The 16,496-nt window shown below is 67.2% G+C and carries 18 protein-coding genes, 6 tRNA genes and 1 riboswitch; of the genes, 14 read left to right on the top strand and 10 right to left on the bottom strand.

All coding sequences use genetic code 11. The annotated features are described in order from the left end of the window. Positions 1-6: 6 nt before the first annotated feature. From ybaK to NFU08_RS11320, 3 genes are read right to left on the bottom strand one after another with little or no spacing between them, the layout of a single operon-like run. Positions 7-504: a Cys-tRNA(Pro) deacylase gene (gene ybaK / locus NFU08_RS11310; RefSeq protein WP_174179283.1), complete on the bottom strand. Its 498-nt coding sequence runs from the start codon at positions 502-504 to the stop codon at positions 7-9. Positions 505-524: 20 nt separating this feature from the next. Next, a complete protein-coding gene (locus tag NFU08_RS11315; RefSeq protein WP_174179281.1) occupies positions 525-983 on the bottom strand; it encodes a SufE family protein in 459 nt (152 codons plus the stop codon). Positions 984-1,021: 38 nt separating this feature from the next. Continuing rightward, the gene (locus NFU08_RS11320; protein WP_251423308.1) at positions 1,022-1,945 is read right to left on the bottom strand and encodes a sulfurtransferase; all 924 of its coding nucleotides are present in this window, start codon (positions 1,943-1,945) and stop codon (positions 1,022-1,024) included. A 260-nt stretch (positions 1,946-2,205) separates the two neighbouring features. Between NFU08_RS11320 and zapE the strand changes: the two genes are divergently transcribed. Next, positions 2,206-3,243, top strand: a complete 1,038-nt coding sequence (gene zapE, locus NFU08_RS11325; RefSeq protein WP_188730021.1) for a cell division protein ZapE — start codon at positions 2,206-2,208, stop codon at positions 3,241-3,243. A 16-nt stretch (positions 3,244-3,259) separates the two neighbouring features. Here the strand turns inward: zapE and NFU08_RS11330 are convergent, their stop codons facing one another. From NFU08_RS11330 to NFU08_RS11360, 7 genes are all read right to left on the bottom strand, one after another. Next, positions 3,260-4,483, bottom strand: a complete 1,224-nt coding sequence (locus NFU08_RS11330; RefSeq protein WP_251423312.1) for a benzoate/H(+) symporter BenE family transporter — start codon at positions 4,481-4,483, stop codon at positions 3,260-3,262. A 153-nt stretch (positions 4,484-4,636) separates the two neighbouring features. Then, positions 4,637-4,900 (bottom strand): antitoxin, encoded by a 264-nt coding sequence (locus NFU08_RS11335; RefSeq protein ID WP_174179273.1) that lies wholly within the window; start codon positions 4,898-4,900, stop codon positions 4,637-4,639. 224 nt (positions 4,901-5,124) lie between these two features. Next, positions 5,125-5,196: transfer RNA gene (locus tag NFU08_RS11340), tRNA-Val, on the bottom strand. Between the two features lie 41 nt (positions 5,197-5,237). Beyond that, positions 5,238-5,310, bottom strand: a tRNA-Gly gene (locus NFU08_RS11345). Between the two features lie 60 nt (positions 5,311-5,370). Continuing rightward, positions 5,371-5,445 (bottom strand) — tRNA-Val (locus tag NFU08_RS11350). A 41-nt stretch (positions 5,446-5,486) separates the two neighbouring features. Then, positions 5,487-5,557: transfer RNA gene (locus tag NFU08_RS11355), tRNA-Cys, on the bottom strand. A gap of 47 nt (positions 5,558-5,604) precedes the next feature. Then, positions 5,605-5,677: transfer RNA gene (locus tag NFU08_RS11360), tRNA-Gly, on the bottom strand. Positions 5,678-5,983: 306 nt separating this feature from the next. Here NFU08_RS11360 and NFU08_RS11365 point away from each other — a divergent pair. From NFU08_RS11365 to hisG, 13 genes are all read left to right on the top strand, one after another. After that, positions 5,984-6,055, top strand: a tRNA-Val gene (locus tag NFU08_RS11365). A gap of 101 nt (positions 6,056-6,156) precedes the next feature. After that, positions 6,157-7,017, top strand: coding sequence for a cytochrome (locus tag NFU08_RS11370; protein WP_251423314.1), 861 nt, complete (start codon positions 6,157-6,159; stop codon positions 7,015-7,017). Positions 7,018-7,095: 78 nt separating this feature from the next. Beyond that, positions 7,096-7,695: a peptide deformylase gene (gene def, locus NFU08_RS11375; RefSeq protein ID WP_251423317.1), complete on the top strand. Its 600-nt coding sequence runs from the start codon at positions 7,096-7,098 to the stop codon at positions 7,693-7,695. Beyond that, on the top strand, positions 7,692-8,612 hold the full coding sequence (gene fmt, locus NFU08_RS11380) for a methionyl-tRNA formyltransferase (RefSeq protein WP_251423320.1): 921 nt from the start codon (positions 7,692-7,694) through the stop codon (positions 8,610-8,612). Before def ends, fmt begins: the two co-directional genes overlap by 4 nt. Beyond that, positions 8,609-10,180, top strand: a complete 1,572-nt coding sequence (locus NFU08_RS11385; protein WP_251423323.1) for an RsmB/NOP family class I SAM-dependent RNA methyltransferase — start codon at positions 8,609-8,611, stop codon at positions 10,178-10,180. Before fmt ends, NFU08_RS11385 begins: the two co-directional genes overlap by 4 nt. Positions 10,181-10,217: 37 nt before the next feature. Then, a complete protein-coding gene (gene rpe / locus NFU08_RS11390; protein ID WP_251423460.1) occupies positions 10,218-10,898 on the top strand; it encodes a ribulose-phosphate 3-epimerase in 681 nt (226 codons plus the stop codon). 39 nt (positions 10,899-10,937) lie between these two features. Next, a riboswitch (FMN riboswitch) is annotated at positions 10,938-11,087 on the top strand. Between the two features lie 290 nt (positions 11,088-11,377). Then, positions 11,378-12,445 carry a bifunctional diaminohydroxyphosphoribosylaminopyrimidine deaminase/5-amino-6-(5-phosphoribosylamino)uracil reductase RibD gene (gene ribD / locus NFU08_RS11395; RefSeq protein WP_251423463.1) on the top strand — a complete coding sequence of 356 codons (1,068 nt, stop codon included), beginning with the start codon at positions 11,378-11,380 and terminating at the stop codon, positions 12,443-12,445. Continuing rightward, positions 12,445-13,089 (top strand): riboflavin synthase, encoded by a 645-nt coding sequence (locus NFU08_RS11400; protein WP_174179259.1) that lies wholly within the window; start codon positions 12,445-12,447, stop codon positions 13,087-13,089. The genes ribD and NFU08_RS11400 overlap by 1 nt, the downstream gene beginning before the upstream one ends. Next, positions 13,086-13,817: a 3,4-dihydroxy-2-butanone-4-phosphate synthase gene (gene ribB, locus NFU08_RS11405; protein WP_174179256.1), complete on the top strand. Its 732-nt coding sequence runs from the start codon at positions 13,086-13,088 to the stop codon at positions 13,815-13,817. The genes NFU08_RS11400 and ribB overlap by 4 nt, the downstream gene beginning before the upstream one ends. Then, positions 13,814-14,602, top strand: a complete 789-nt coding sequence (gene ribA / locus NFU08_RS11410; RefSeq protein ID WP_246256304.1) for a GTP cyclohydrolase II — start codon at positions 13,814-13,816, stop codon at positions 14,600-14,602. Before ribB ends, ribA begins: the two co-directional genes overlap by 4 nt. Positions 14,603-14,672: 70 nt before the next feature. After that, complete coding sequence (gene ribH / locus NFU08_RS11415; RefSeq protein ID WP_104187712.1) at positions 14,673-15,161, top strand: 6,7-dimethyl-8-ribityllumazine synthase; 489 nt, start codon at positions 14,673-14,675, stop codon at positions 15,159-15,161. Between the two features lie 103 nt (positions 15,162-15,264). Beyond that, positions 15,265-15,528 (top strand): phosphoribosyl-ATP diphosphatase, encoded by a 264-nt coding sequence (locus NFU08_RS11420; protein ID WP_015936881.1) that lies wholly within the window; start codon positions 15,265-15,267, stop codon positions 15,526-15,528. A gap of 90 nt (positions 15,529-15,618) precedes the next feature. Next, positions 15,619-16,479, top strand: a complete 861-nt coding sequence (hisG, locus tag NFU08_RS11425; RefSeq protein ID WP_174179254.1) for an ATP phosphoribosyltransferase — start codon at positions 15,619-15,621, stop codon at positions 16,477-16,479. Positions 16,480-16,496 lie beyond the last annotated feature (17 nt).

Raw genomic sequence — 16,496 nt, forward strand, 5'->3', positions numbered from 1 at the left:
GCCTAATCAGGCGGCCGGCGTACCGATCGGTGCTGTCACTGCCTGGGTGAGGCGGACCAGGTCAGCCGGTGCCAGTTCGATGTCCAGGCCGCGCTTTCCGCCGGAGACCAGCAGGGTCTCCAGGGCCAGGGCACTTGAGTCCAGGACGGTGGGGGAGGGCTGCCGCTGGCCGAGCGGGGAGATGCCTCCCAGTACGTAGCCCGTGCGCCGTTGGGCTGCCGCCGGATCTGCCATTGCCGCTTTCTTGGCCCCGAGGGCGGTGGCCAGCGCCTTGAGGTCCAGGGTTCCGCTGACCGGGACGATGCCCACGGCCAGCCGGCCCTCCACCTCAACCATCAGCGTCTTGAAAACCCGTGAGGGATCAATGCCGAGGGCCTCGGCCGCCTCCGCCCCGTAGCTGGCGGCGGTCGGATCGTGCGTGTAAGGGTGCAGCACGAACGGAACCCCGGCCGCGGTCAGCGCCGCTGTTGCCGGGGTTCCCTGTGATGCGTTCCTGCGGGCCATAATGCTGGTCCGGGCTGCGGCTAGGAGCGCACGCCGGACGCGGCAGCGACCTTGCGCTTGATCCTTCCCAGCATGGCGGTCATGCCGCGCATGCGGAGGGGCGTGATGGCCCGGGTGAGTCCGAGGAGTTCAGGCATGTCGTCCGGGACGGAGAGGATCTCTTCCGCGGACAACCCGTCCAGGCCCTCGTGCAGCACGCCGGCGAACCCCCGCGTTGTCGGGGCCTCTGCGGGAGCCTTGAAGAACAAGCGCACGGCGCCGGCCGGGCCGCCGTCGTTCTCCGTCTCGATAGTGAGGAAGAGCGGCGACTGGCACTCCACCACCTGCTCCAGCAGCTCAGGGTGGTCCTTGAGCCGGTCCGGAAGTTCCGGCAGGCCCTCGGAGAATTCCAGCAGCAGCTGCAGCCGCTCGGGTTCGGACATGGCCTGGAAATCGTCCACGATGGCCGCGAGGGCGGAAGGCAAGGCTTGAGTAGTCATCGGTTCAAGTCTACGCAATTGCTGCGGCACGGGCCGCGTCAGGAACCGACGGCAACAGGAACAGAACCGCGCTCTGCGCCCTTGGCGATCGGCACCCGCACGGCGTTGCCCCATTCGGTCCAGGAACCGTCGTAGTTGCGGACGGAATCGAAGCCCAGGAGGTACTTGAGGGCGAACCAGGTGTGGCTGGAACGCTCACCGATGCGGCAGTACGCTACAACGTCGTCGCCTTCGGCCAGCCCGGCTTCGTCGAGGTAGAGGGCCTCAAGTTCCGCACGGCTGCGGTAGGTGCCGTCCTCTGCGGCGGCGCGTGCCCAGGGGATGGAGGCAGCCGTGGGAATGTGGCCGCCGCGGAGGGCGCCCTCCTCCGGGTACGCCGGCATGTGCGTGCGCTGGCCCGTGTATTCCTCGGGGGAGCGGACGTCGATGAGCGGCTTGCCCAGGTGGGCAAGGACGTCCTCCTTGAAGGCACGGATGGGGGCGTCGTTGCGCTCGACGACGGGGTAGTCACCCCTGGCCGGGGCCGGCTTCTCCCTGGTGAGTTCGCGCCCTTCGGCAATCCACTTGTCCCGGCCGCCGTCCAGCAGGCGCACGTCCTGGTGGCCAAAAAGCGTGAAGACCCAGAGGGCGTAGGCAGCCCACCAGTTGGATTTGTCCCCGTAGATGACCACGGTGCTGTCACGGGAGATGCCTTTCGACGCCGCCAGCTCGGCGAACGCGGCTCCGTCCACATAGTCGCGGGTGACGTCGTCGTTCAGGTCGGTGTGCCAGTCGATCTTCACGGCGCCGGGGATGTGCCCGGTTTCGTAAAGCAGCACGTCCTCATCAGATTCGACCACCACCAGCTCACCGTTGGCGACGGCGCCGCTTTCGATGGCGGCAGCGAGCCACCCGGTGGACACCAGCCGTTCCGGGTGGGCGTAGGCTGCGAACTTCTCGTTCTGTTCAACGGGGTAGGGCATGATCTTGGCCTTTCATTGAGGACACGGGGAGCCTGCTGGACCTGGCGGCGCCGGCATTGGGACCTGCTTCCACACTAGCCAGCACCCCGGCCGGTGTCCGTATTCCGTTAACAGGACGAAATGTTGCCTTCATCACGCTGCGCTGGCCGGAACCGGTGACGCAGTATGCGGGAGCAATGCGTGGCGCATCATGGGACGGAAACGGGGCGCCGCATTGCCGTATTCTTTCTGGGGACCAACCACCAGCAGAACGGACCCCCTTGGTACAGATCGAACAGCTTGCCGCCCGCACTCCGGCAGTTTCGGTGGATGAGCTCCTCAAAGGTTTCTATCCATCGCCGCGGTTCGGCCAGGTTTCCTTTTCCAGCTACCGCCCCGATCCCAAGCAGCCCAGCCAGTCTGCGGCCGTCAGGGCGCTGGAGGGGTTTGCCGACGGCGTGGGCTCCGCGGGCGGGGGAGGACTGTTCAAGAAGTTCTTCGCCAAGAAGGACGAAACCCGAGCCGGCATCTACCTCGACGGCGGGTTCGGCGTCGGCAAGACGCACCTGCTCGCCTCGCTCTGGCATGCCTCGCCCGGCCCCAAAGCTTTTGGCACCTTCGTGGAGTACACCAACCTGGTGGGTGCGCTGTCCTTCCGCAAGACGGTGGACGCGCTCAGCAGCTACAAACTTGTGTGCATCGATGAGTTCGAGCTCGACGATCCCGGCGACACCGTCCTCATGTCCCGGCTCATGCGTGAACTGGCCGACGCCGGGGTAAAGCTCGCAGCCACCTCCAACACCCTGCCCGGATCGCTGGGCGACGGCAGGTTCGCAGCCGTCGACTTTCAGCGTGAAATCCAGGTCCTCGCGGACCAGTTCGACGTCCTCCGGATCGACGGGGAAGACTTCCGGCACCGCGGACTGCCCGCAGCGCCGGCGCCCCTGAAGAACAGCGAACTGTCCTCGCACATGAAGGCGGAGTTCGATGGGAAGACGGTGGCCCAGGACGAGTTCAGCACGCTGATCCATCACCTGGCGGGCGTGCACCCCAGCCGCTACCGCCAGCTCATTGACGGCATTGACGGCGTGGTGTGGCGCAACGTCCACACCATCACCGAACAGGCCGTGGCGCTGAGGTTCGTGGTGCTTGCTGACCGGCTTTACGACAAGGATGTCCCCATCCTCGCCAGCGGTGTTCCGTTCGACCAGCTGTTCACGGAGGAAATGATGACGGGCGGCTACATGAAGAAGTACTTCCGCGCCGTTTCCAGGCTCACCGCACTGGCCCGCGAAGGCCAGAACCACGAACCGTCCTAGCGGCGGTCCGGCCCGGTCAGCCTGTTGCTCCGGGACTGCGCGGCCTTAGCACCAGGCGGACCGCCAGCCCGGCAGCGAGTGCCCAAAACGCCGACCCAATACCGGCGAAGGCAAGGCCCGAGGCCGCCATGAGGAAGGTGACGGCCGGGGCTATCCTGTCCTCCGCATCGGCCAGCGCGGCTGACACGGCACCGGCCAGGGTCCCCAGGAGTGCCAGGCCGGCCACGGCTTCGAGCATGCCGGCCGGTGCGGCCGTCACCAGGGTCACCAGCGCGGCGGAGAACGCAGCCAGCACAAGGTAGGCAAGCCCGGACGTGAAGCCGGCCACCCACCGGCGGTGCCGGTCCAGCCCTGCCTCCTCACCGGCTGCCAGGGCGGCGCTGAGCGCGGCGAGATTAATGGCGTGGGCGCCGAACGGCGCTGCTGCCGCGGTGCCCGCACCGGTCACCAGCATGGCGGGACGCCACGGGGTGTCATAGCCGAAAGACCGGAGCACTGCCACGCCGGGGACGTTCTGCGATGCCATGGTCACCACAAACAGCGGAAGCGCAATACCCGCCATGGCCTGCAGGCTGAAGGCCGGCGTGGTCCATTCAAGGGCTGGAAGGATTTCGCCCTCCCCCAGGGAGGTGCCCCCTGAGGCCAGGGACATCCCGATCACGGCCAGGGCCGCCAGCAGGGCTGCCGGGACGGACCAGCGGGGCGCCAGCTTCATCATCAGCAGCCAGCACAGGATGACCGGCGCAATGAACAGCGGGACTGTCCCCAGTGCCTTGAACGGTGCCAGGCAGAGCTGCAGCAGGACGCCGGCGAGCATGGCCTGCGCAAGGGTCGCCGGGATCCTTGCCATCAGCCGCCCCAGGGCCGGGACCAGGCCGGTCATGGCGATCAGCACCCCGGTGGCAAGGAAGGCCCCGACGGCGGCCGGCCACCCGCCGTCGACCGTTCCGGACGTTGCCAGCAGGGCAGCGCCGGGCGTGGACCAGGCGAGGGTCACCGGCACTTTGGAACGCCATGAAAGCCAGAGCACCCCCAGGCCCACGGCCACGGTCGGTGCCAGCAGTCCGGACGCCGCCTGCGCGGGGCTGGCGCCCACTGCCCTGAGCCCGGCCAGGACCACGGCGAAGGAGGACGTGAAGCCCACCAGCGCGGTGACGATACCAGCCACAACGGGGCGGGAATCGAGCTTGTGCCGACCGGGTGACTGCTGTGCCGTGGGATATGCGGGGGACTTCGCCATAGGGGCAGGTTACCGGCCCTGTTTCGTGAAGCCTCAATCGGCCTGGGCATGCCGGCTGAACGTCCCGCTTAAACGCCAAAGGTGCAGGTGCCGCCTCCCGGCGGGACCTGCACCCCCTTGACGTGCTAGGGCAAGACCCTGGCCAAATCCTGTTTACGGAGTCCTGTCAGCCGGCGGAACCGGGTTGACGGGAGTGACCGGCGGAACCTGCTCGGCGGCAGGTGCCTGTCCCGGGGTGCCGTTCTTGTCAATGAGCTTGGAAGCGCCATCCTGGACCTTGTTGACGTGGCCCGAGTACTTGCCTCCGGTCTTGGTGTCCACAAAATCACCGGCCTTGTTGATGCCGTTCTTGATGGCCTGCTCGTTGCCGCGGATGAGACCCTGAGCCTTGCCCTTTAGATCGTCAATCAGTCCCACGAGCACCTCCCTTCAATCGCGGAGCCAGGTCGCTCCTCCGCATTCGATCCTAGCGCCGTCCGGAAGGCCTGCCAAGGAAATCAGGGGTACAAGGCGTTCGCCCGCAGCGGATGCACGCCTGCCTGCAGTGGTTGCCGTTCGTATGTCTCCGGCAAGGGCGCCGTGGATGAGGGCGCACACGGTGGCCGGGCACGAAAAAAGCAGCTCCGGGGAGCTGCTGCATGTGGGCGATACTGGGATCGAACCAGTGACCTCTTCCGTGTCAGGGAAGCGCGCTACCGCTGCGCCAATCGCCCGGAACCGGAAGACCGGCTGATGGGATCTTAAGAAACAAGAGAGCGGACGACGAGATTCGAACTCGCGACATCCACCTTGGCAAGGTGGTGCTCTACCAGCTGAGCTACGTCCGCAGATATGAAGTGCGTTCCGGCGGGGGGCCGGTCGAACTGCATGAAGCAAGTTTCCTTGCTTGGTGGGCGATACTGGGATCGAACCAGTGACCTCTTCCGTGTCAGGGAAGCGCGCTACCGCTGCGCCAATCGCCCATGTCCATCCGGAGGTGATCCGGAAACCATGGTTTTCACCGAGGTGGGTACGGGATTCGAACCCGTGTATACGGCTTTGCAGGCCGCTGCCTCGCCTCTCGGCCAACCCACCGTGTAAGCGTCGGTTCCGGAGAACCGTTGCTGTGACAGTGTCCTGCGAGCGGACGACGAGATTCGAACTCGCGACATCCACCTTGGCAAGGTGGTGCTCTACCAGCTGAGCTACGTCCGCATTTTGGAGGCTGATTCCCTGCCGTTTCCGGCATTTCCTCGCGTTCCAACGAGTAAAAACAATATAGGAGGTTCAAGGATTCTCCAAATCGCCGGCGCCCCGATTGCCCTTTGTGTCCTTTCTTCCCAGCAATGGCGCGGTTTTGGCCTACTTACAGCTGTGTAATTTACGACGACGGATGCGCGCCTGGGTGCCACCTTCGGCAGGGTGCAGGGCGGGTCGGGGCGCTTTTGGCTGCCTGGGGATGGGGCCGGAAGCGCCGATTTTTGAATTGGGTGCGGCGTCGGCTAGCATTCAAGTGCATCAGGGCGATTGGCGCAGTGGTAGCGCGCTTCGTTCACACCGAAGAGGTCACTGGTTCGAACCCAGTATCGCCCACCGCACAAAGGTCCGTTTCCGCGCGCAGCGGAAGCGGACCTTTTTTGTGCGCGGATCCGTGCCTGCTGATTTTGTCGGCCCCCTGTGAAAGAGTTTTTTCCATGACAGCTCCACTCCTCGCCCACGCCACCGAATACGGCCGGATGTACGCCCGCTCAACGTCGGAGCAGTACTCGGTTCCGTCCATCACCACCGTCATCAGCCAGCAGCCGCACGGACTGGATGGCTGGTTCGGCTACATGGGCGCGAGCAGCCTGGCGAACGATCCCCTGCTGGCGGACTGCCTGGGCAGCCCTGCCAAGATCAAGCAGGCCGTCAGCCGGGCAGCCAGGGCGGCCGAGACGTACCGCGATGAAGCCGCGAAGCGCGGGGACCGGGTGCACAACTACTGCGAGCAGGTGGCGCTCCGCGCCCTGGGCCGCCCGCACGCCATGAAGGAAACCCGTGAGGCCCTGGCAGCCAACGGCGAGGAAGCCTTCGCGGTCCGCTTTGACGAGTGGTGGGAGCTGTACCGGGTGGAGCCCATCGCCCCGGAAATCACGGTCTGGAACAACGCAGTGGGATACGCGGGAACCCTGGACCTGGTGGCCCGCATCAACGGCCGCGTCTGCCTTATCGACTACAAGACCAAGGGCACCACCCGGGACGGCCTGGTCAAACCGCTCGATGACAAGGTGGTGATGCAGCTTGTCGCCGGGATGAAGGCGGAAGAGAGCCTTGTTGATCCCGTGGCCGGGACCTGGGAGCCGTGGAAGTACGGGGAGGACCCCGTCCTCCTGGCAGTGGCCATCGGGGAAACCGAAGTGCGTCCTGTGCGGGCCAATCCCGAGGTCCTCAAGCACCACTGGTGGAAGTTCTGTGCCTTGAGGCGGGTGTGGGAGCTCTCGGCGGACACCATCAGCGCCGGTGCCGCGCTGCTTCCCATCGCCCCGCCGCCGCTGGCACACGTAAAGACTGCTTAGGCGTTTGACGGCGGCCCATATGACTGCGCCTAAACTGGACAGGTTCCCTTTCCCGCCAACTGTAAGGAATTACTGCGCATGGCTATCCTGAATATCCGCATCATCGGCGATCCTGTGCTGCGCACAGTGGCCGATCCCGTGACGGAATTCGGGCCGGAGCTGGCCAAACTGGTCGCGGATATGACCGAAACCATGGAGGACGTGGACGGTGCAGGCCTGGCCGCGCCCCAAGTAGGCATCAGCCAGAGGGTTTTCACCTACCGGATTGACGGCGTGGAAGGGCACATCATCAACCCCGTCCTGGAAAACAGCGAGGATTACCAGGACGACCAGGTGGAGGGCTGCCTGTCCATTCCCGGACTTGGCTTTCCCGTCCGGCGCTTCCGCTCCACCCGCGTGACCGGCGTGGACATGCACGGCAACCCCGTCACGGTGGAAGGGGAAGGGATGCTCGCGCGGTGCTTCCAGCACGAGAACGACCACCTGGACGGCATCCTCTACACCGACCGGCTGGAGGGGGAAGACCGCAAGGCCGCCCTGCGGTCCATACGTAATGCCAACTACGGCTCGGTCACAGAGCGGACGGCCGCCAAGCGCGCCAAGACGGTCGGATCCAGCTTCGGCGGCTCCCTGCCCGGCTCCAGTTTTGGTCCCGGAGCGGCCGGTAACGCCGGGTGAGGGTCCTCTTCGCGGGAACCCCCGCCGTCGCCGTCCCGTCCCTTGATGCGCTGGTGGAGGCAGGCTTCGACGTCGTCGCCGTGCTGACCCGCCCCGACGCCCCCGTGGGCCGCAAGCGCGTCCTCACGCCGTCGCCCGTGGCTGCGCGCGCCGCCGAACTCGGAATCGAGGTCATCCGCGCAGCCCGCGTTGATGCCGGGGCAACCGCCAGGATCGCTGACGTAAACCCTGATGTGGCCGCCATCGTTGCCTACGGCGGGCTGGTTCCGCCTGCCGCCCTGGCCGTTCCCCGGCATGGCTGGATCAACCTGCACTTTTCCCTGCTGCCTGCGTGGCGCGGAGCGGCGCCCGTGCAGCGCGCCGTCATGGCCGGGGACGACGTCACCGGGGCTGTGACCTTCCTGCTGGAAGAGGGGCTGGACACCGGCCCCGTCTTCGGCACCCTGACCGAGTCCGTGGGGCCCGAGGACACCGCAGGCGAACTCCTGGAAAGGCTGTCCCGCAGCGGTGCGGTCCTCCTGGCCCAGACGCTGTCCGCCATTGGGGCAGGCAAGGCCTCGGCGCAGCCGCAGGCCGGCGAGGTGTCCCTGGCGCCCAAGCTGACCCTTGAGGATGGCCACCTGAAGTGGAGCCATCCCGCCCTTGCCATCAGCCGGCAGGCCCGCGGCGTCACTCCCGAACCGGGTGCGTGGACGGTGCTGGACGGGCAGAGGGTGAAACTGGAACCGGTCCGGCTGCGTCCGGACGTCACGACACTTGCTCCGGGAGCCCTGGCGCTGCACGGCAAGAGCGTGCTGGTGGGCACAGGTTCCCACGCGGTGGAACTGACCAGGATCCAGCCGGCAGGCAAAAAGATGATGGCCGCGGCTGATTGGGCACGCGGCATGGCTTCCCTTGAAAGCGTGGTGTTCGAATGAGCGGGTCCGGCGGCAATCCAGGCGGGCGTGGGAGCGGGCAGGGCAACTCCGGGCAGGGCCGCGGCAAAGGCGGACCCCGGGACAACAGCCGCCGTAACGCCCAGGGCCGTGAACGCAACCGCGGTCCGCAGCGGAGCTTCACGGACAGCGCCCCGTCCCAGCGCACTCGACGGGCGGATCCTGCCCGTCTTGTCGCCTTCGAAGTCCTGCGCGCCGTAGCGGCGGAGGACGCCTACGCCAACCTTGTCCTGCCGGCACGGATCCGCCACCACGGGCTGGACAAGCGCGACGCCGGATTCGCCACCGAACTGACCTACGGCGCCCTGCGCGGCCAAGGCACCTACGACGCCATCCTGGCCCGCTGCGTGGACCGCCCCCTGGACCAGCTGGATCCCGCCATCCTGGATGCCCTGCGCATCGGGGCGCACCAGCTGCTCGCCATGCGCGTGCCGGCACACGCCGCCCTGGACCAAACCGTCGGGCTGGCGCGCGCCGTGATCGGGGCAGGCCCGTCTGCGCTCATCAATGCCGTGCTGCGCAAAGTTGCCGCGCACACCCTGGAGGAGTGGCTGGACGACCTCGTGGCCGGGGAGACCGACGCAACGAAGATCGCTGCGCTCCGCTACGCCCACCCCGAATGGATCGTCCGCGCAATGCGCCAGTCACTGGTTGCACACGGGCGCTCCGCCGATGAAATCAACAACCTGCTGGAAGCGGACAACGCTGCCCCCGTGGTTAACCTGGTAGCCCTCCCGGGGCTCGGCAACCTGGACGAGGCCTTGGAACACGGCGCTACTCCGGGTGGGCTCGTCGAGGGTTCGGCTCTTTCCAGTGGCGGTGACCTGGGACGCTTCTCATCAGTCCGGGAAGGAACCACCCGCGTCCAGGACGTTGGCTCGCAGCTGGTGGCCCGGGCCATGGCGGCCGTCGATCTTGGCGGGCCGGCGGGCGGGACAGGCGCCGGACAAGCCGAGGCATGGCTGGACCTGTGTGCCGGCCCCGGTGGAAAGGCAGCCCTGCTCGGCGCACTGGCAAAGCAGCAGGGCGCCACGCTGCTGGCCAATGAGCCCGCCCCACACCGGGCCAAGCTGGTGAGCCAGGCCCTCTCGGCCGTGCCGGCCGAAACATGGCAGGTCCGCACCGGTGACGGCCGCGACCTCGGCTCCGAACGGCCCGGCTCTTTTGACCGCGTCCTGGTGGACGTTCCCTGCAGCGGGCTGGGCGCCTTGCGGCGCCGGCCCGAGTCCCGCTGGCGCCGGTCGCCCAAAGACCTGGCGGACCTCGGTCCGTTGCAGCGCGAGCTCCTCGCCTCGGCGCTGGCAGCCGTGCGGCCCGGGGGAGTGGTGGCCTACGTGACGTGTTCCCCGCACCCGGCGGAGACCACCGCAGTGGTTGCCGATGCCCTCCGCAAGCGTGACGACCTGGAGCTCCTGGACGCCGGGGCAGCACTGGACGCCGTCAGCCTTCCGGGGAAGCTGGAGGCGGGCCATGAGTCCACGGCCCAGCTCTGGCCGCATATCCATGGGACGGACGCCATGTTCCTGGCACTCATCCATAAAAAGGCCTAGGCGAAAGCGAACAACAGACCCAGTGAAAGGCAACCCCGTGACGCAATGCTGCATCAACCCGAGCATCCTCTCCGCCGACTTCGTCAACCTGGAGGCGGAACTGCAGCGCATCAGCACCGCTGACGCCGTGCACGTGGATGTTATGGACAACCACTTTGTCCCCAACCTGACCATCGGACTGCCCGTGGTGCAGCGCATCCAGGCGGTCAGCCCCATCCCCCTGGACGCGCACCTCATGATCGCCGATGCCGACCGTTGGGCGCCGGGATTTGCCGACGCCGGCCTGGCGTCGGTCACCTTCCATGCCGAGGCCTCCATCGCCCCGGTGAAGCTGGCGCGCGAACTCCGCAGCAGGGGGTCGAAGGCGGGGATGGCGCTTCGGCCCGCAACCCCTGTGGATCCGTACCTGGATATGCTCACCGAGCTGGACATGCTGCTCATCATGACCGTTGAACCCGGGTTCGGGGGACAGGCCTTCCTGGACCTCACCCTGCCAAAAATCCGGCGGGCAAGGGCAGCCATCGACGGGTCCGGAGCGGACGTGGCCATCCAGGTGGACGGCGGCATCACGGAGGAAACCATCGTCAGGGCAGCCGACGCCGGCGCCACCGTTTTTGTTGCCGGCTCCGCTGTCTACGGCGCTGACGACCCCGCCGCTGCCATTGAACGGCTCCGCATGCAGGGCGGCCGTTCGTTACGTGCGGCGTCTGCGGAATAGGCGGGAGCCCGTGCCGGTTATGGCACAATAGCAACACACATACGTGCTCCGGGGTCGGTGTAAGTCCGAACCGGCGGTGACAGTCCGCGACCCGCGAGCCGGTGCCTTCCGCAAGGAAAGCCCGGCAGACGGTTGAACCGGTGAAATTCCGGTACCGACAGTTAAAGTCTGGATGAGAGAAGCACGTACAGCTGTACCTGTGGGGCCGTCCCGGTCCCGCAGCCTTCTGCTGTCGTATACCCCCGGAGCCATCGCGCTTCGAGAGGGAAGGAACGACACGGAATGAACCCCAAGCGATGGCTCTTAGATGCCGGACGTCCCGCCGCTTCAGCGGGGGACGCAGCCGTGGCGATGGTCGCGGCATGACGGCGGCCACACAATCTCTTGGTGCCGGAGCCGGCACCGCCCTGCATCCGGGCCACCCGCTCCAGCCCGCCGACGGCGTCGTTACCGCCTTCAGCGCAGGCGAGACCAGGGCCATGGAGGCTGCGCTGCAAGCAGCCCTGCGGGGCCCGCGCGGGGCGAACCCCCTGGTGGGCGCCGTCGTCGTCGATCCTGAGGGCAACCACCTGATCACCGGGTTCCACCGCGGCGCCGGCACCGCGCATGCGGAGGCCGACGCCATCGCCCAGGCGGCAGCAGCGGGCGTGGATCTCTCAGGCTGCACCATGCTGGTGACGCTGGAACCCTGCAACCACCTCGGGCGCACCGGCCCGTGCGCGCAGGCCATCATTGCCGCCGGAATAACGGACGTCGTTTACGCCGTGGACGATCCGCACGACCCTGCGGCAGGTGGAGCGGCAACGCTGCGGGCCGCCGGCGTCCGCGTCCGCAGCGGCCTGGGAGCCGCTGAATCCCTGGACCTGAACCGGCAGTGGTTCGAGGCGGTGACCGCGAAGCGGCCTTTCGTCACCCTCCACATCGCCCAGACGCTGGACAGCCGCATCGCTGCCCAGGACGGCACCAGCCAGTGGATATCCAGCCCGGAATCCCTCGCGGACAACCACGCCATCCGCGGGCGGATCGACGCCATCCTGGTGGGCACCCAGACCGTCCTGGTGGACAACCCCCGGCTCACCGCCCGCGACCCACAGGGAACACCGGCGCCGAACCAGCCGGTCCGGGCTGTCATGGGCTTGCGGGACGTCCCAGGCGGGGCCGCCGTACGCGGAACTGACGGGCGGGTCACGCACCTGCGCACCCGCGACCCGCACGAGGCGTTGTCCCTGCTCTACGCGTCCGGGACCCGCCACCTCATGGTCGAGGGAGGCTCGCGCATCCTGAGCGCGTTCCTTGCCGCCGGACTCGTGGATGAGCTCATCGTGTACCTGGCGCCCACCCTGCTCGGCTCCGGCACACCGGCCCTGGACGGCCTCGGCATCACCACCCTCGCCGACGCCCAGCAGTGGGAATGGGACGAGTCCGACGGCGGTGCCGTGCGCAGGCTGGGCCGCGACCTGAGACTCCACCTGAGACCGCAACGAACCGTTGCCCTAGACCCCCAACCATCCCGCGCAACCGCGGAACAAGCCCAGGAAGGCCACTGATGTTTACCGGAATTATTGCCGAACAAGGGCACGTTCTGTCCGTCGAGCGGGACGGGGACGCCAGCGCCACCCTCCGGCTGCATGCGCCCGGCAGCACTGAAGGGCTCGCCCTGGGCGGCTCCGTGGCCGTGAACGGTGTCTGCCTGACGGCCACCGGGATCAACGGCGCGGACTTCAGCGTCGACGTGATGGGGGAGACTTTGGTCCGCAGCACCATCGGCGAACTGGCGCCCGGCGACTCCGTCAACCTTGAGCGCTGTGTTCCTGCGGGCGGCCGGCTGGACGGGCATGTGGTGCAGGGGCATGTTGACGGCGTCGGCGTGCTGCTGGAACGGGAAGCACTGGGCAACTGGGAGCGGCTCCGGTTCGGCGTGCCCGCCAACCTGGCCCGCTACATCGCGGAAAAGGGCTCGATCGCCATCGACGGCGTCTCCCTCACCGTCACCGCCGTCAGCGAGGCCGCCGAGCCCGAGCCCTGGTTCGAAGTGGGCCTGATCCCCACCACCCTGGCCGAAACCGGGCTGGGTTCCAAGACCACGGGCAGCCGGGTCAACCTCGAGGTGGACGTCCTGGCCAAGTACACGGAACGCCTCCTTGCGTTCAGGACTTCGGCGCCGGCAGCTGCTGACGGAGGTGCACTGTGAACGCCGTGCTCCGGCTCGAACCAGAGGCAGCGCCGGCAGGCGTCGTTCCTGCCCCCGATGCCCGCGGGCTCGACTCGATTGAAGTGGCAGTGCAGGCCATGGCCGCCGGCAGGCCGGTGCTCGTGGTGGACAACGAGGACCGCGAAAACGAGGGCGACATCATCTTCGCGGCACAGCATGCCACCCCCGCGCTGATGGGATGGACCATCCGCTACAGCTCGGGCGTCATCTGCGTTCCGCTGTCCGGCGACCGGGCGGATGCCCTTGCGCTGCCTCCCATGGTGTCGGTCAACGAGGACGCCAAGGGAACCGCGTACACCGTTTCCTGCGACGCCGCGCTGGGTGTGAGCACAGGAATCTCCGCCACGGACCGGGCCCTTACCGCCAGGGTCCTGGCCGACCCCCACGCCGTGCCGGCGTCCCTGACCAGGCCCGGGCATATATTTCCGCTCCGTGCAGTTGACGGTGGTGTGCGGGAACGCCCCGGCCACACCGAGGCTGCGGTGGACCTGTGCCGCCTGGCCGGCCTCGAACCGGTGGGCGTGATAGCAGAAGTTGTGTACGACGACGGCGAGATGATGCGCCTGGACGGGCTCCGGACCTTCGCGGCAGAGCATGGCTGCCCCCTGATCTCCATAGAGGATCTGGCGGCCTACCTCGCAGCGGGGGAAGCCCAGCCCACGGAGAGCGCCCGCGAAGTTGCGGGCGGCAAGAAGGAGACACGATGACCTCTTCGACAGCCCGCAACAGCGGTTCGCCGAACGGCCACGGAAATTCCCGGGACGGTTTGGGGGCTTCCCCGATAAGCCACGGGTCCTCCGCCAACGGTCAGGAGCGCAGCAGCAGCGGCGTTGCCCCGCACCCCGTGAGCGGCGGCCCGATAGTGCAGCTGCCCACGGCCTTCGGTGATTTCGTGGCGCAGGCCTGGACCGACCTGGTGACCGGCGTGGAGCACCTGGCCGTCAGTTCCCCCAACCCGCCCAAGGACGGCAAGGCCCCCCTCGTCCGGCTGCACTCGGAATGCCTCACCGGCGACATTTTTGGGTCCTACCGCTGCGATTGCGGGGAGCAGCTTGCCTTCGCCCTGGAAATGATCCAGCAAAACGGCGGCACCCTGCTCTACCTGCGGGGGCAGGAAGGCCGGGGCATCGGCCTGGCCAACAAGATCAAGGCCTACGCACTGCAGGAGGCCGGCTTCGACACGGTCGAGGCCAACGAGCAGCTGGGCCTTCCCGTGGACGCCCGCTCCTACAACGCCGCGGCCCAGGTCCTCGCGGAGATGGGACTCCATGAGGTGCGGCTCCTGAGCAACAACCCGGACAAGCAGAACAGGCTGGCACGGGCTGGTGTGAAGGTAGTGGAGATGGTTCCCACCGAAGTGCCGTCCCGCGACGAGAACATCCGCTACCTGCGCACCAAGAAGGACCGCATGGAACATCGGCTGCTGCTGGACACCCATGTGGTGGCTGTTCCCGTCACCACCCCGGAAACCTTCGACCACGAACAAGACTGACCGGCTGAGGCCTGCCCTCCGGCCCCGGCACTGACAACACACACCACCACTGAACGGAAGAGACTGACCCATGAGCGGACACGGCGCCCCCGATATCGACCTCAGCACCCTCAACCCCGCAGAAACGTCCCAGCTGCGGCTGGCGATTGTGGCGGCCAGCTGGCACACCCAGATCATGGACGGGCTGCTGGACGGAGCGCTCCGGGCAGCGAAGGACGCCGGCATCGCCGAGCCCACCGTCCTGCGCGTACCGGGAAGCTTTGAGCTGCCGGTTGCCGCCGCCCGGCTCGCACCGCACTTCGACGCCGTCGTGGCCCTCGGCGTCGTCATCCGCGGCGGAACCCCGCACTTTGACTACGTGTGCCAGGCAGCGACGTCGGGACTCACCGACGTCAGCGTGCGCACCGGCGTCCCGGTGGGCTTCGGCGTCCTGACCTGCGACACCGAACAGCAGGGCCTGGACCGTGCCGGCCTTCCCGGCTCCAAGGAAGACAAAGGCCACGAGGCCGTCACCGCGGCGCTGGCCACCGCCGTCGTGCTCAAGCAGTACGGCAAGTAACGGAGCCCGCAGGACGGGCGCGCTTGTGTATTCGCTCACATCGCGCCCGTCATGCAACGGCCCGGGAAGCGCCCTGTGGGCTGCAGCAAGTAGGCTGGAGGGCGTGAAGAATTTCGAGACGCTGTTCGCTGAGCTCAGCGAGAAGGCAGCCACCCGCCCGGAAGGCTCCCGCACCGTCGCTGAATTGGACTCCGGTGTGCACGGCATCGGCAAGAAAGTCGTTGAGGAAGCAGCCGAAGTATGGATGGCTGCCGAATATGAATCCGATGAAGCCGCGGCAGAGGAAATTTCCCAGCTGCTGTACCACCTGCAGGTTCTGATGCTCGCCAAAGGCCTGACCCTGGAAGACGTCTACAAGCATCTGTAGCCACCGGTCCGGCGCGCTCCACGCCGCCGGTGCCCGCCGTGGCCTGCATTGCCTGAACACCTAGACCTCCCCACACCAGAAAGACCCCCAATGCTGCGAGTAGCCGTCCCCAACAAGGGCTCCCTGTCCGAAGCCGCCTCTGCCATGCTCTCCGAGGCGGGCTACCGCCAGCGGCGGGACACCCGTGAACTCGTTATGGTGGACCCGGACAACGACATCGAGTTCTTCTTCCTCCGCCCGCGGGACATCGCGGTGTACGTCGGCCAGGGGACGCTCGACGTCGGCATCACCGGACGCGACCTTCTCCTGGATGCCGAAGTGGAGGCGGAAGAGCTCCTTCCGCTGGGCTTCGCGGCGTCCACATTCCGTTTTGCAGGTCCCGTCGGGGACTTCGCCAAGGTGGAGCAGCTTGAGGGCAAGCGGCTGGCCACCAGCTACGACGGCCTGCTCCGCGGCTACCTCGCCGGGAAGGGCATCAACGCCAAGGTGGTCCGCCTGGACGGCGCCGTTGAATCATCCGTCAGGCTGGGCGTGGCAGACGCCATCGCCGACGTCGTGGAAACCGGCAACACCCTCAAGGCCGCCGGAATGGAAATCTTCGGCGATCCCATCCTGAAGTCCGAGGCCGTGCTGATCCGCCGCACCGGCGAAGGCGGCGCTGCGAACGGCACCGCCAAGGAGATCGAGGTCCTGATCCGCCGCCTCCAGGGCGTGCTGGTGGCCCGCCAGTATGTGCTGATGGACTACGACATCCGCAAGGAACTGGTGGAAAGTGCCGCCGCGCTGACCCCCGGCCTGGAATCGCCCACCGTCTCCCCGCTGCGGGATTCCGACTGGGTGGCCGTCCGTTCCATGGTCCCGAAGAAGGAAACCAACCGGATCATGGACGAGCTGTACGACCTCGGTGCACGCGCCATCCTGGTCAGCAGCATCCACGCCTGCCGCATCTGAGCCGGCCCCCGCAGTAC

Source organism: Pseudarthrobacter sp. NCCP-2145, assembly GCF_023708005.1.
Lineage (GTDB): Bacteria > Actinomycetota > Actinomycetes > Actinomycetales > Micrococcaceae > Arthrobacter > Arthrobacter oxydans.